The sequence below is a fragment of the Dyella psychrodurans genome (assembly GCF_003363265.1).
GTDB lineage: Bacteria > Pseudomonadota > Gammaproteobacteria > Xanthomonadales > Rhodanobacteraceae > Dyella_B > Dyella_B psychrodurans.
In genome coordinates this window covers 1-14,257 of the sequence record NZ_QRBF01000003.1, presented here as the reverse complement: position 1 = coordinate 14,257, position 14,257 = coordinate 1, and the positions used below count along the sequence as shown (strand labels likewise).

13 protein-coding genes are annotated in these 14,257 nt (G+C 60.7%); 3 read left to right on the top strand and 10 right to left on the bottom strand.

The window, feature by feature from the left end; all coding sequences use genetic code 11:
• Positions 1 to 23 precede the first annotated feature (23 nt).
• The 5 genes from DWU99_RS09175 to folE all read right to left on the bottom strand — a co-directional run bounded on the left by DWU99_RS09175 (position 24) and on the right by folE (position 6,399).
• Positions 24 to 3,050, bottom strand: a complete 3,027-nt coding sequence (locus DWU99_RS09175; protein ID WP_233511016.1) for a TonB-dependent receptor — start codon at positions 3,048 to 3,050, stop codon at positions 24 to 26.
• A 399-nt stretch (positions 3,051 to 3,449) separates the two neighbouring features.
• Positions 3,450 to 3,956 (bottom strand): DUF1993 domain-containing protein, encoded by a 507-nt coding sequence (locus DWU99_RS09170; protein WP_115477751.1) that lies wholly within the window; start codon positions 3,954 to 3,956, stop codon positions 3,450 to 3,452.
• Positions 3,953 to 5,308, bottom strand: coding sequence for a TCR/Tet family MFS transporter (locus DWU99_RS09165; RefSeq protein ID WP_115477750.1), 1,356 nt, complete (start codon positions 5,306 to 5,308; stop codon positions 3,953 to 3,955). Before DWU99_RS09165 ends, DWU99_RS09170 begins: the two co-directional genes overlap by 4 nt.
• Positions 5,309 to 5,473: 165 nt before the next feature.
• Positions 5,474 to 5,800 (bottom strand): EF-hand domain-containing protein, encoded by a 327-nt coding sequence (locus tag DWU99_RS09160; RefSeq protein WP_115477749.1) that lies wholly within the window; start codon positions 5,798 to 5,800, stop codon positions 5,474 to 5,476.
• The gene (gene folE, locus DWU99_RS09155) at positions 5,800 to 6,399 is read right to left on the bottom strand and encodes a GTP cyclohydrolase I FolE (RefSeq protein ID WP_115477748.1); all 600 of its coding nucleotides are present in this window, start codon (positions 6,397 to 6,399) and stop codon (positions 5,800 to 5,802) included. Before folE ends, DWU99_RS09160 begins: the two co-directional genes overlap by 1 nt.
• Before the next feature lie 178 nt (positions 6,400 to 6,577).
• Between folE and DWU99_RS09150 the strand changes: the two genes are divergently transcribed.
• Positions 6,578 to 7,396, top strand: coding sequence for a shikimate 5-dehydrogenase (locus DWU99_RS09150; protein WP_115477747.1), 819 nt, complete (start codon positions 6,578 to 6,580; stop codon positions 7,394 to 7,396).
• A gap of 252 nt (positions 7,397 to 7,648) precedes the next feature.
• Here the strand turns inward: DWU99_RS09150 and DWU99_RS09145 are convergent, their stop codons facing one another.
• Positions 7,649 to 9,007 carry a DNA recombination protein RmuC gene (locus tag DWU99_RS09145; protein WP_115477746.1) on the bottom strand — a complete coding sequence of 453 codons (1,359 nt, stop codon included), beginning with the start codon at positions 9,005 to 9,007 and terminating at the stop codon, positions 7,649 to 7,651.
• 103 nt (positions 9,008 to 9,110) lie between these two features.
• On the opposite strand from DWU99_RS09145, the gene DWU99_RS09140 reads away from it, so the two are divergent.
• Positions 9,111 to 9,782, top strand: coding sequence for a Pr6Pr family membrane protein (locus DWU99_RS09140; protein WP_115477745.1), 672 nt, complete (start codon positions 9,111 to 9,113; stop codon positions 9,780 to 9,782).
• Here the strand turns inward: DWU99_RS09140 and DWU99_RS09135 are convergent.
• The 4 genes from DWU99_RS09135 to DWU99_RS09120 form a co-directional block, all read right to left on the bottom strand.
• Positions 9,749 to 10,921, bottom strand: a complete 1,173-nt coding sequence (locus DWU99_RS09135) for a class I SAM-dependent rRNA methyltransferase (protein WP_115477744.1) — start codon at positions 10,919 to 10,921, stop codon at positions 9,749 to 9,751. The two genes, DWU99_RS09140 and DWU99_RS09135, sit on opposite strands and share 34 nt — an antisense overlap.
• Before the next feature lie 185 nt (positions 10,922 to 11,106).
• Positions 11,107 to 11,544 (bottom strand): hypothetical protein, encoded by a 438-nt coding sequence (locus DWU99_RS09130; RefSeq protein ID WP_115477743.1) that lies wholly within the window; start codon positions 11,542 to 11,544, stop codon positions 11,107 to 11,109.
• A gap of 23 nt (positions 11,545 to 11,567) precedes the next feature.
• On the bottom strand, positions 11,568 to 12,515 hold the full coding sequence (locus DWU99_RS09125) for a serine/threonine protein kinase (RefSeq protein ID WP_115477742.1): 948 nt from the start codon (positions 12,513 to 12,515) through the stop codon (positions 11,568 to 11,570).
• 20 nt (positions 12,516 to 12,535) lie between these two features.
• Positions 12,536 to 12,976, bottom strand: a complete 441-nt coding sequence (locus DWU99_RS09120) for a hotdog fold thioesterase (RefSeq protein ID WP_115477741.1) — start codon at positions 12,974 to 12,976, stop codon at positions 12,536 to 12,538.
• A gap of 39 nt (positions 12,977 to 13,015) precedes the next feature.
• Here DWU99_RS09120 and DWU99_RS09115 point away from each other — a divergent pair, with 39 nt between their 5' ends.
• A complete protein-coding gene (locus tag DWU99_RS09115) occupies positions 13,016 to 14,110 on the top strand; it encodes a 2Fe-2S iron-sulfur cluster-binding protein (RefSeq protein ID WP_233511014.1) in 1,095 nt (364 codons plus the stop codon).
• The last annotated feature ends 147 nt before the right edge of the window (positions 14,111 to 14,257 follow it).

Below are 14,257 nucleotides of genomic sequence, written 5' to 3'. Positions count from 1 at the left end.
TGGCTATCAGTTCAAGCCGCGGATTAGAAGTCGTACGTAGCCGAGAGTCGAACGTAGCGCGGGGCCTCCAGATACAACGGCATCCCATAGGTGTTGGAAACCGTATAGGGAGCGGTTTCGTAGGTTGCGTCGAGTACCGTGGGGTTGCGTTCGTTCAGCACATTGAAAACATCGAGGCTGAACGCGAGCTTCTTGTCCGCAAACGGTGGTCGATAGGTCACGCCCAGATTGAGCTGTTTCGTCCATGGCAACCTTCCCAGACTACCGAGCGGTGTTGGATTGCCAGCGCAGTAATGGTACGCGGAACCGTAAAGCACGGGATCGGACTCGTCAGTCCCGTAGTAACCCATGCACACTCTGGGTGCGCCAGACGCGATTTGCAGCGAACCGGAAATCATCCATTCTGGTGAGATTTGGTACGCACCTCGGGCTTTCAGCACATGGGTGCGATCGTTAGACAGAACCCCGTTGCTGTTTTCCATGAGCTGCCAGAAGTCCCAGTCCTGCGACTTGGCAACGTCATCCTGACCGATGGTGGAAAGCACCTGACCTTCCGTGTTGCCATAACTACGCGAGAATGTGTAGTCGATGCGGGCTTGCCACTTACCATCGAACGGATGCTCCAGGAACAGATCAAGCGCGTAGTACTTACGCTTTGCTCCTTCGGTGAAACCCCAATCTTGGGTCGTCATGGTGACTTTGGAGTAGCCATTTCCATCAGCATTGGCCAACAGGAATGTGTTGGTCTTGCCGGGATTGAAGATCAAGCAGCTGTTCGGAAATACGATGCTGTCCGGATTGATTCCCGACGCAACGGCCTTTCTTGCCACGGCATCATCGTCGCAAACGTCGTCAATGTCGGTTTGCAGCTTGCGCACGGTGACTTTGGCGCCATACATCCATTTGCTGCCAAGCATCTTGGTGAAACCTAAGATGGCTTCGTCCTGATATTGCGAGCGAAGATCGATCGCGGTGACCGTTTTGGGATCCGGCGTTTGTCCATACTCGCCATTGGAAGAGATTGGGCCTGGTCCGATAGCAGTTAGGCCAGTCGGTGCGCCGGTGGTCGGGTTAATGCCCGTATAGGTGAAATACTCATTGGTATAGGTGGAAGGGCCTGCAGCGCGTTCAGCCACGCTATTGGGCAATGCAAGGTAATAACGTCCCAGGTTGCCGAATACCTTGAACGTGGAATCGCCTAGTACGTCCCAGCTGAATCCAAGGCGCGGCGCCCATTGATTCGTGTTGTGCACGAATGCTTGATGGAGGTTGTTGTAGTTGCTGAACTGGTCGTTGCGAAGCCCGATGCTCAGCAACCAGCGGTCATTCACCTGCCAACGATCTTCCAGGTATTGTGCGGTTTGACCCACCGACATGCTGGTCGTTGTGGTGAAGATGTACCTGCGAACGTAATAACCGTTGCCTCCTGGTGCGCCAACGCCAAAAGCCGGATTCAGCGGGGTATTTGGCCTGCTGGCCTTGCCATAGAGCCATGCATAGGCAGGTCCGAATACCTGTTGGCCTTCGTCAGTCGATGAAGTGGTTATGTTGTCGATGCCCGCGGAAAGCGTGTGGTCTCCCAGTTTGTATTCGAGATCGAGGCGCAGTCCATGGCTGCTGCTTCCGGCATTAGGCGACTTTACATATGGCGTAGTGATGCCGTTGGTGATGGGGGCACCTCCGGTAATGCTCGGATCCTGATTCACCACACCGCCGAGATAAGGCAGCGTTGGGTCGGCACCTGGGATCTGGCTGTAATCCATGACCTTGGTCTTGCCGTAGGTGGCCGAAAAGGTCAGGTCATCGGTGATGTAACTGGTGTACTTGCCAATATAGATATCAGAACCCGTCTTGGTCGATGTGTCATAACCAAACAGCGGACCTTGCGAGCGGGTGTCGTAATCGTACGCATACAAGCTGCCACTATAGGATTCTTTGTTCGATATATTGGTGAACTCGAGAATATTGCTGTCGTTGATGTTCCAGTCCAGCTTGAGGTAGTGCTTGGGAAGGCTGTAACTGTAACGGTCATTGTAGGGTTGAGATGAAGCAGATGAAGAAGTCGACAAACCGTCTCTCTTCTCAGCTTCGGCCGATGCGAAAAGGAAAAGCTTGTCTTTGATCAGCGGGCCGCCGAGATAGAAGCTGTAAACCGTGTGCGTGGCCGTATTGTCCTTACGCGAACGGTACAGAGAGCCGGCTAGCGCGGGGTTTTGGTAACCATAACCTGCAGGAAGTGCCGCATTGGGGTAGTAGACGTTCCTGGGGTTGGACGCAAGGAAACTGGGCTCCCACAAGACCTGCGCACCGAAATGCCACTGATTGGTGCCACGCATGCCGACCTGGTTGATAACGCCGCCGTCCGAACGACCGTATTTGGCGCTGTAGCCACCAGTGAAAACTTCCTGCTGATCAATCGAACCGTAGGGCAGGCTGATGCCACCCATACCGGAAAGCGGGTCTGTCGTGTTGAAGCCATTAATGTAATAGGCATTTTCAGTGACTGATGCACCACCAAACGAAACAAGTGCATTGCCTGTCGGACCACTGAAGTAGCTGCTGCCACCAACAGCGCCCGGTGCCAACATGGCAATCGACTCTGCGGTGCGAGCGATCGGAAGCTGCGCGAGCTCTCTGGACGTTATAACTGTGCGCGAATCCACAGTCGTCACGTCAATGGGTGGGATTGCATTGGCGGAGACGCTGACCACACTAAGTGACTTCGCATTCGAAGCAGAAGCGAACGACACATCCGTGTTTGAGTTCACAACGATATTTACGTTGTCGCGCTTATCAACGACCACGCCGTCTCGCTGAAGCGAGACGCTGTAGGCACCAAGGGGTAGATTGGTAAAGCTATAGCGCCCCGAATTGTCCACGGTAGTTTTGCGAACCAAGCCGGTAGAGCTCGTGGCAGTGATTGTTGCGCCTGGTTGCGCCTGGCCACCGATGCTTCCGGTTGTGGACTGCGCAAAGACACTCGTGCTCGCCAGCGCGGTTGCACATGCCAACGCCAGCAATGAGTAGTTAAAAGTATTTCCTGTCTTCAAAGCGCTCTCTCCCTGGAATCGCCATTCGCCGCCTAGCGGTACAACGAACGACGGATGACAAAAGCGAAAGTCACCCCTGGCCATGACGCATGGCTGTCGAAGTGATCGTCGCGGATTCACGGCTCGCCCCCTGAAGGAAAATTTGTTGCGAACCGTAACGATCAAATAAGCGACCGACGTTTTTGCAACAATCGGACTGCGCCTAATTTGATGAGGAAGCGATGACCAGGAAATTTGAAGGACGCAAAAAAAGCCCGCTACTGCGCGATGCAGTGCGGACGAGTACGAGGTGTGCTGTGCTTGATGAGGGGCGGTTCGCCCGCTGCGCCTGCAACGGAGGCGACAGCTCAGAAGATGCTATGCAGGGCGATTGCCTCGCCCTGCACGCGAAGAAAAGCCTTACGCCTTACCAATGAAATCCGTCTTGCCAATGTTCGTGCCGGCGGCGCGCAGAATGTCGTACGCCGTGGTGCAGTGGAAGAACAGGTTCGGAATGACGAAGTGCAGCAGATAGGCATCGCCCTCGAAGTGCTGCTCGCCGTTGCGCGTCTTCAGCGTGATCGCACGCGTTTCACTGCCGTCGATCTGTTCCGGCTTGAAGCTCTTGATGTAGTCGATGGCGCGTTCGATGCGGTTGTGCAGCTCGTCGAACGACGTTTCGTTGTCTTCGAACTTCAACGGATCGACGCCGGCGAGGCGTGCAGCGCCGTTCTTGGCCATGTCGGTGGCGATCTGCACCTGCTTCACCAGGGGCAGCATGTCGGGGATCAGGCGCGTGTGCAGCATCACCGAATCTTCCACGCTCCTTTCCTTGGCATGCGCCTGGCCGAGCTTCAGCACGTGATGCAGGTTCGTGAGCGCGCGCAGGAATACCGGCACGGCGACTTGGTACATCGAAATACTCATGGTGATGACTCCGATTGATCGGTGGGGAGAGGTTCGTGGGCGACGGTCCCTGCCAGCGGCGAGAGTTCAGCGGCTAGTGCCGCTGCCCCGCCGTCGGCATGCGATGTCGCATGATGAGGGTGCATATGCCGTATCGCATAGTTGGCGATGAACGCGGCAACGACCAGCAGCAAGGCGGCGAGCACGAAAGAAATGCCCGGGAGATGCGCGGGTGCGTGATCGCTGATGAAGAGCGCAAAAAGATTCGCAAAAAGCGCCGGTCCGAAAATGCCGGCGAGGCTCGCCAGACTGGTGAGCGCACCTTGCAGTCGGCCTTGTTCGTGCGGATCGACTTGTTGCGTCATCAGGGCTTGCGCTGGCGGACCCGCCAGTCCACCCAGGCACAGGAAAGGAATGCCGAGCAGGAAAAGCCACGCTGTCGACGACAGACCAAAGAACATATAACCGGCCACGCACAACGGCAGGCCGATCATGATCAGTTTGCTCTCGCCCAGCTTTGGCATGAGCTGGCGCACCAACACCGCCTGCACCAGGCCGCTGCACAAGCCAACAAACGCGAGCGTGTAGCCCACGGCCTGCGGGCCCCAGCCGTAACGATAGTCGGTATAAAGCACGTAGGTGGAGTTGAGCGAGAACTGCGCGAGGTTCATCAGGAAGTAAACCGCGGCGAACGCGAATACCTGCGGATAGCGACGCAGCAACACCAGTGCACCGAACGGATTGGCATGGCTCCAATCAAAGCGCTTGGTGCGACGTTCCGGCGGCAGCGATTCCGGCAGCACGAAGAAGCCATAGCAGAAATTGAGCAGCGACAGACACGCCGCCACCCAGAAGGGCAGGCGGATGCTGAAGTGGCCAAGGAAGCCGCCCAGCGCGGGGCCCACGATGAAACCGATGCCGAACGCGGCGCCCAGTGCGCCAAAAGCCGCCGCGCGTTTTTCCTTCGGCACGATATCGGCGATATAGGCGTTCGCCGTGGAGAAGCTCGCCGCGCACATGCCGGAGACGCCACGGCCCAAAAACAGCAGCCACAAGACGGGCGTTATCGCCATCACGATGAAGTCGACGCCCAGTCCGAAGCTGGAAATCAGGATCACAGAGCGTCGGCCGAAGCGGTCCGACAACGTTCCCTGCACCGGCGAGCACACGAACTGCATCAGCATGTAGAGCGTGCCGAATGCGCTGGTCCACACTGCCGCGCGTGCAATGCTTCCGCCGATCAGCTGCACGATCAAGTGCGGGAGCACCGGGATGATGATGCCGAATGCCAGCATGTCCAGCATCACCGTCACAAAGATGAATGCGAAAGCGGCGTTGTTGCGCGACGTGGCGGTGTTCGATGCGGAGTCCATGCAGGGGCGCGAATAGCCAGCGAAGAGTGTCAAAGGCCCAACGATAGCCGATGGCGGGCGGCTTGGCATGGGTAGGAAGTGAGCAAAAGGTCGCGGAGGTCGACCCACCTTAGGATTTTGGGGCTTGCTCTAGGGTGCGGGTTCTCCCGATCGGCAGGGCGCCCGCTACTGCGGAGGCTGCATCAATTCCTGCTCAGTCAGGTAGCCGTGATGGTGGCGGTCCAGCTTGTGGAATTCGCGTCGCAGGTTGTCTTGCCATTCCTGCAGCGTGATCGGCTTGCCGTGGCCGCCTGGCAATTCGTCCTGCTCCAGGATGCCGTCGTGATTGCGATCCAGCCGATAGAAGCCCTGGCTCATGTACGCCACGTATTCCGCTTCGCTGATCCGGCCGTCGCCGTTGGCATCCATGGCCCGAAAAAGCGCCGACTCCGCGTTTTGTGCAAGCGCGGCGACAGGAAGCCAGAGCAGCAGGGCGGCAATCGATGCGCGCATCAGCGCTTGCCGCGGTTGATGCCGATGAAATCGAGGAACTCGGAGCGAGTGCGTGCGTCGTCGCGGAAGCTGCCGAGCATCTGGCTGGTGATCATCGATACGCCACGCTTGTGCACGCCACGCGTGGTCATGCACTCATGACTGGCGTCGATCACCACCGCCACGCCCACGGGTTGCAGGTTGTCCTGGATGCAGCGCGCGATTTCCGCGGTCATCTTCTCCTGCACCTGGAAACGGCGCGCATAGGCGTCCACCACGCGGGCGAGCTTGCTGATGCCCACCACACGGTTGGTTGGCAGATAGCCCACGTGGGCGCGTCCGATGATCGGTGCCATGTGATGTTCGCAATGGCTTTCGAATTCGATATCGCGTAGCACGACCATCTCGTCGTAGCCGGCTACTTCTTCGAACGTGCGGCGCAGGTATTCGCCCGGATCGATCTGGTAGCCGCTGAACCAGTCGCGGTAGGCCTTGACCACGCGGCGTGGCGTATCCAGCAGACCTTCGCGCTCAGGATTCTCGCCGGCCCAGCGCAGCAGGGTGCGTACGGCCTCTTCGGCCTGCTCGCGGGTGACGTCGTGGGGTTCGTGCTCGCTCATGCGGCTTCCTTGTTACGTACTCAGGCTGTCGATTGTAGCGCCCGCGTCAAGCCTTTTATTGATCCGGCCGAAGCGCCCTAATAAGGTTCTTGACAATCGCCCCGGCCATCGCCGGCCCGGAATGGGCCCCAACGGCGGGCCAAACGACACCGTTTGACATATAGGCAGAGTCATCGACATGTCCCTTTACATCAACCGTGACACCCGGCTTTGCATGTCCCTGTCCGCGCGGCCGGGCAACTTCGGCACGCGCTTTCAGAACTTTCTTTACGAAGCGCTTGGTCTCAATTACGTGTACAAGTCGTTCGCCACGCGCGATCTCCCTGCGGCGATCGGCGGCATCCGCGCGCTGGGCATTCGTGGATGCGCGATCTCGATGCCCTTCAAGGAAGCGGTCATTCCCTTGGTGGACGCTGTCGACGCATCGGCCGCCGCGATCGGGTCGATCAATACGATCGTCAACGACGATGGCTATCTACGCGCTTACAACACCGACTACATCGCGGTGCGGAAGTTGATCGAGCAGCATGGCATCGCGCCGGATACGCGCCTTGCGTTGCGCGGTAGCGGAGGCATGGCGAAGGCGGTGGCTTGTGCGTTTCGCGATGCGGGTTTCAGGCACGGGCATATCGTGGCGCGCAATGAGGCTACGGGGCGGAAGCTGGCCGAAGTGAGTGGCTTTTCGTGGGCGGCTGATATGTCAGGGTTGTCGGCGGAGTTGTTGATCAATGTGACGCCTGTCGGCATGGAAGGCGGTGCGGAGGCTGACGAGATCGCGTTTGATGTGCGCGATGTGGAGCGTGCGCGGGTGGTGTTTGATGTGGTGGCGTCGCCGCCTGAGACGCCGGTGATTCGCCTGGCGCGGTCGCTTGGCAAGCAGGCGGTGACGGGGGCGGAGGTGATTGTGTTGCAGGCGGTGGAGCAGTTTGTGTTGTATACGGGGGTGCGGCCGGATGATGATTTGATTGCGCAGGCTGCGGCGCATGCGTTGAGTTGACGCTCGCTTTCCTTTCGACTGATCGCTTCAATGCCTGTGCCACGTCTCATGGTCGTCATCCCGGCGTAGGCCGGGATCCAGTGGCGTTGGCTTTTGGCTGCGCCTGTGTCTGATCGCTAGGTTGCTCGCCTGCGCGGCGGGCGTTCCGACCGCCTGCCGGCGGCCGGGTCCAAGGGGCCCCGAAGGCAAGAGCAAAAGCGGCGCGCATGCGCGCGCACTTCTTGAAGAGCTTAGGAGCCGTTCGTTGCTTGCTTAATCGTCCGCGGCTTCTTCTTCGTTCGTCACAGAGTCGCCCAGCAATTGCTGGGTCTGTTCACCCGGCAACGATTCGACATTACGCAGCTTGCGTTCGATGGCGCGCGTGCGCACAGACGTGTTGTCGAGGTGCTTGCCGGCTTCGTCGAGTTTCTTGCGGACGGTGTTGAGCACATCGCCGAATTTGCTGAATTCGTTCTTCACGGCGCTTAGCAACTGCCACACTTCGCTGCTGCGTTGTTGAATCGCGAGCGTGCGGAAACCCATCTGCAGGCTGTTGAGCAGTGCGGCGAGGGTGGTGGGGCCGGCGATGGTGATGCGTTGTTCGCGCTGCAGGCTTTCGAACAGGCCCGGACGGCGAATGATTTCGGCGTAAAGGCCCTCGGTGGGCAGGAAAAGAATGGCGAAATCGGTCGTGGACGGCGGGGCGATGTATTTCGCGCGAATGGTTTTGGCTTCGTCGCGCACGCGACGCTCCAGTGCGGCAGCGGCGCGTTCGACCGCTTCCGCGTCGGCCTGCTGTTGTGCGTCTAGCAGGCGCTCGTAGTCTTCGCGCGGAAACTTGGCGTCGATGGGCAGCCAGACCTGGCTGTCGCGGTCGCTGCCAGGGAGGCGTATGGCGAATTCGACGCGCTCGTCGGAACCGGGCACGGTGGCGATGTTGGCGGCGTATTGCTCGGGGGTGAGCATCTGGTCCAGCAGGGCGCCGAGTTGCATTTCGCCGAGAATGCCTCGTGTTTTCACGTTGCTCAGCACGCGCTTGAGATCGCCCACGCCGCTGGCCAATGACTGCATTTCGCCCAGGCCGCGCTGCACGGCTTCGAGTCGCTCAGAGACGAGCTTGAAGGATTGGCCGAGTCGCGTTTCGAGTGTGGATTGGAGTTTTTCGTCGACCGTTGCGCGCATTTGTTCCAGCTTGGTCGCGTTGTCCTGCTGGATGGCGCTCAGTTTGGTTTCGAGCGTGGTGCGCACTTCGGTAAGGCGCTTTTCGTTGTCGGCGGCGATCGCAGCCAAACTCTGCTGCTGTTGTTCGCCGAGTCGGGTGAGTTGGGTGGCAAGTTCCTCGCGTCCGCGACGCGCGTCTTCGACAAGTCGCTGGTTAAGCGCCTGAATGCTGGTTTCGGTGCGTTCGGTGAGTGCTTCGAGGCGCTGACTGAACTGTTGGAAGGCCTGACTGAGCTCGCTGCGTCCGGCGCGCTGTTCCTGCGCCAGTGCTTCGCGCAGATGGCGGTTGTCGTCTTTCAGCGCGTCCAGGCGTGTATTCAATCCGGCGTCGTGGCGTCCGCGCAGCAGCGCAAACACCTGCAGGACGAGCAGGGCAACGAGCAGAATCAGCAGGATATCGATCACGGGCATGGAAGGTTCCGGTGGCAGCGGGACACAGTGTACGCGCTGGCGTATCAATGTCTGAGATCAGGGGGTTAGTATCGGCGTACCGCCATGCCGCGCAGGAGCCCCCATGAACGAACCGGTCGTCAAGGGGCGGTCATTGGCCGCGTTGATGGCGGTGCTCGGCTGGTTTGGCGTTCTCTTGCAGTTCTATCTATCGATACGGCTCGCCCTGACGAATGGAAGAACGGTTGCCTTTGGCGTAGTGCTTTATTTCGGCTTCTTCACCGTCTTGACCAACGTGCTGGTGTCGTTGGCCGCGACGTTGCCGCTGCTGGCGCGGCGTTCCGCGGCGGGACGATTTTTCGCGCGGCCCGAGGTCATCGGCTGGGTTGCGGTCAGCATCGTTTTTGTGGGCGTGGCGTATTACGTGCTGTTGCGGCATGTATGGGCGCCGCAAGGATGGCAATTGCTGGCCGATGTGCTGATGCACTACGTGATGCCGATCCTGTTTGTGCTCTATAGCCTGATCGCGCTGCGTGGCACGGCGTTGCGATGGTCGGCTCCGTTCCGGTGGAGCCTTTATCCCGTTGCTTACTTCGTTTACGCGCTGGTGCGCGGCGCCATCATCGGGAGCTATCCGTACGCATTCATCAACGCATCGACACTCGGTTATGTCGCGACGCTGCGCAACGCACTCCTGTTATGGGTGGCGTACCTGGTGATGGCGTATGTGTTGCTGCTGATTTGGCGAATCGGCGGGGCGCGTCAATCCACCCGGCAGAACACCGCCTTGAGGTAACGGCTTTCGGGCACATCGGTGCGCACCGGGTGATCGGCGCCTGCGCCGCGTACTTCCAGCACCTGGATTTCGCGTCCCGCGTTGAGCGCCACGCGACGCAGCATTTCCAGGAAATCCGCTTCGCTGACCAGTCCCGTGCATGAGCAGGTCAATAGCAGGCCGCCGGGTGGAATGACATCCAGGGCCAGGCGGTTCATCGCGAAGTACTTCTTCAGCGCATCGAGCACCTTGGTGCGGTCGCGCGTGAGTTTGGCGGGATCGAGAATCACCGCGTCATAGCGTTCGCCGCGCGCGACCGCCTGACGCAGCCAATCGAAAATATCGGCTTGTTCGAAGCGTGCCGGCAGGTTGTTGGCCGTGGCATTGGCGCGTGCGATTTCCAGAATGCCGGCATCCATGTCCACGCCCGTCACGCCTTTTGCGCCCGCCGCCATGGCGTGCACGGCAAAGCCGCCGGCGTTGCAGCACAGATCCAGCACGCGCCGGCCGCGCACGAGTTCGGCGAAGCGACGGCGGTTTTCGCGTTGATCGGCGAAGAAACCCGTCTTGTGACCGTAGCCCGGCGCGGCATGAAAACGCAGGCCGTGTTCGTGAACTTCCACGGGTGTGGGTGCTTCCATCGGGCGACAGTCGAACGACTCCTGCTTCTGCACGTGGCTTTCGGCAAACCAGTACAGGCGCGCGCCGGGGAAATGACGCAGCAGCGCGGCATGAATCGCGTCGCGGAATTTCCACATGCCCGCCGCAAAGTATTCGATCACCAGAATGTCAGCGTAGCGATCGACGATCAGCCCCGATAGTCCATCGCCTTCGCTGTGCACCACGCGCCATGCATCGGTGGTGTCGTCCAGTTTGAGCAGCTCGCGGCGAAGCGCGACGGCGCGATCGATGCGCAATGCGACCCACGCGGCGTCGATGGACTCGCCGGCATCGGCCGTGAGCAGGCGCAGCGCGATGCGAGCGTGACCGTTCCAGAACCCGCGCCCCACGAAGCGGTACTTCGCATCCATCACATCCACCACGCTGCCGGGCGGCAGGCGCGATTCGGGCTTGTGCACCTGTGCCGACCATACCCAGGGGTGGCCAGGGGCGCGGTCGGATTTGAGGCGGATGACGGGGAGTTCGGCGGAGGTAGTCATCCGCCTATGATAACCGGCAGCGGGCTTTGGCCCCTTCTCCCCGTTGGAGAGAAGGTTGGGATGAGGGGCAGCCTTGCGACGGCCTGCAATCTTTAAGCGGACTTCGGCAGTTTTAAAAGTCGAGGCAAGAGTGGCCCCTCACCCCAGCCCTCTCCCCGAAGGGGAGAGGGTGCCGCGCTTGTGCATCAGCGCAGCTTGAGGACCAGCCAGGACAGCAGTGCGAGCAGATTGATGCCCAGCCGCGAAGGGGAAGGTCCTCCAAAAGCCAATGCGAAGCCCTGACTGCCGAAGTGCCAGGTCAGACTCGGGTGCACGGGGGTGTGGAAGATCAAGGACAAGTTGATAAAGGCACCGCAATGCAATGCATAGCTGAAAATCGGCGTGGCGATCAGCGGCAGTTGCAATAGCTGCGCGACGCTGGAAAAGCGGACGCCGCGCTCGCTGTTTTCCAGCAGCAGCACGCCTGCGATCAATACAAACGCATAGAGCGCAAACTCGATCAACCCGATCGCCGCCGTGCGCAACGGACCGAATTCGAGCAGTCGCGGCAATACCGAGGCCATGCCGTAAAAGCCGCCGGCGACTTCCAGGATACCGATCAGGCGAAACAGAATCTGACGCATTCAACACCCCATCAAAAGAAAAATTATTCGAGTTCGTCCGCCTGCTCGTGCAGGTCCGTGATGTGTTGTTCCCACCACCGCGGTTCGGCGGCAAAGGGGAACGCAGCGGGAAACGCCGGGTCGTGCCAGCGCGCGGCGATCCAGCCTGCATAATGCACTTGTCGCATGGCGCGCAGCGCAGGGATCAAGGCAAGTTCTGCGTGATCGAAGTCACGCATTGAACCATAGCCTTCGAGCAATGCCTCCATCGCACGTTCGTCGTGCGCAAGCATCCACAAGTCTTGCACGGCCGGACCCGTGCGCGCATCGTCGAGGTCGACGAAATGCGGGCCGTCATCGGTCCATAGCACGTTACCGGGATGGCAATCGCCGTGCAGGCGCAAATTCCGCACGGGCCCGACGGCTTCGTAGCGCGCGGCGACGGCGCGGTCCACGCGCTCGACTGCGGCGCGATAGCGATCCGTCGACGAAGGAGGCAACAGGTTCGACGCAAGCACGGCCCGCATGGGTTGCGCGATCAAGGTCTCGCGATCCACATGGCCGCGATGCGCGAACGATGAGCGCGCACCGACACTGTGGATGCGCGCGATCAGGCGCCCCAGCCATTCCAGTTGATCGGCCGATTCGAGCGACGGCGCGCGACCGCCATGCCGTGGCGACAAGGCGTAGCGAAAGCCGTCGTGATGCAGCAGCGTGCGCCCGGTAAAGGCGAGTGCTGCGATCATGGGTATTTCGGCGTCGGCGAGTTCCCGCGCAAAGGCGTGTTCTTCCAGGATCGCCGCATCGCTCCACCGGCCAGGGCGATAGAACTTCGCCACCACGGGTTTGCCGTCTTCCAGACCCACCTGCCAGACGCGGTTTTCGTAGCTGTTCAGCGCAAGCAAACGACCGTCGGGCCAGAGGCCGCAGGTGGTCACCGCGTCCAGCACCAGGTCGGGCGTGAGCCGTGCATAAGGCGTTTCGTTCGACATCGATCAGCGCGGCAGCGGCATCAACGCGCGCCTACCGCGGCTGCCGGCACCACCGCCATGGTCAGGCGCGAGATGCACACCAGCTTGCCGGCCTCGTCTTCGATGCGAATCTCCCACACCTGCGTGGACCGGCCGGTATGCAGCGGCCGCGCCGTGCCCGTCACCGTGCCGCTGAGCACGCCGCGGATGTGGTTGGCGTTGATATCCAGGCCCACGGCGCGCTCCTTGGCGGGATCGAGCGTCAGCATGGCCGCCGTGCTGCCCAACGTTTCGGCCAGTGCCACCGAGGCGCCGCCATGCAGCAGGCCATAAGGCTGGTGCGTGCGGCGGTCCACCGGCATGGTGCCTTGCAGCCAATCGTCGCCGATCGCGGTGATGCGGATGCCGATGGCCTCCATCAGGGTGTTGGCGCTCCAGCCGTTGAGCTGTTCGACGTCGATGTCCTGTTTCCAGATGCGCATGGGCGGATGCTCGGTTGATACTTGTGTGGGAAGCCCGCATTGTCCGCCGACCACCCCAGCGACGACAATGCGCCCGTGTTTACCGTCACTCTCCATACGTCCGGCCGTCGTTTCGACGTCTTGCCCGGCGAAACCGTGCTGGAAGCTGCGCAGCGCGCCGGCATCGCCCTGCCGTATTCCTGCCGTGCGGGCGTTTGCGGCAGCTGCAAGGCGGCCTTGATCGAAGGCCGTTGCGAGTATCCACGCAATCCGCCGACGGCGCTGGACGTCCACGATCGTGCGCGTCACGCGGTGTTGCTGTGCCAGGCCGTTCCCGCCACCGATCTGTTGGTGGAGGCGCGCGAAGTCACGTCCGTCGAAGACATCGCGCGTCGCCAGCTCGACGTGCAGGTGAGTCGCAAATGGCAGCTCGCGCCCGATGTCATCGGGCTGCATCTGCAACCTGCGCGAGGCGAGCCGCGATTGAACTGGCTGCCGGGGCAGTACCTCGATGTGCTGCTCGACGAAGGCCGCCGCCGTCCGTTTTCGATTGCGAACGTACCGCAGCCGGATGGTGTGATCGAATTGCATGTCCGTCACGTCGCCGGCGGTGGTTTCACGTCATGGGTGAGCGATGTGCTGAAAGAGGGCGACACGCTTCGCATCGAAGGTCCGCTGGGTACGTTCGTGCCTCGCGAAGATTCCGAACGTCCCATCGTTTTCATGGCGGGCGGCACCGGTTTTGCGCCGGTGAAGGCGATCCTCGAGCATTTTCTGACGCTGGGTACGCGTCGTTCGATCGACGTGTACTGGGGCGCGCGCAGTGCGGCGGATCTTTATCTGCGCGCGCAGGCCGAGCAATGGGCCGCCGGTGCATCCAACGTGCGTTTTCACGCCGTGGTGTCCGATCCGGAGCAGGCGGGCATGGCCGGCATGCGTGCCGGCCTCGTGCACGAAGCGGTGCTCGACGATCATCCCGATCTGTCCGGCTTCGATGTCTACATGAGCGGACCGCCCGCGATGATCGACGCCGGGCGCAAGCTTTTCGTCGATGCCGGCCTGGCGGAAGACCGGCTGTATTACGACTCGTTCGATTACGCGCCCGATGTGCTGGCGCAGATTCTCGCCGGCCGTGCCGGCATCAACGAAGCCTAGGGATGCTCTGAACAAGTTTGCGCAGGCGTCACCGCCCCTGTCTGTCCGCAGACCACAGGGCCATCGGCGAAGGCAGACTGGCTGTCTGTTGAGACGATGGGCCGAAGGGATGCGGACAGACAGGACTGGCCCGAAGGGTGATGTCCA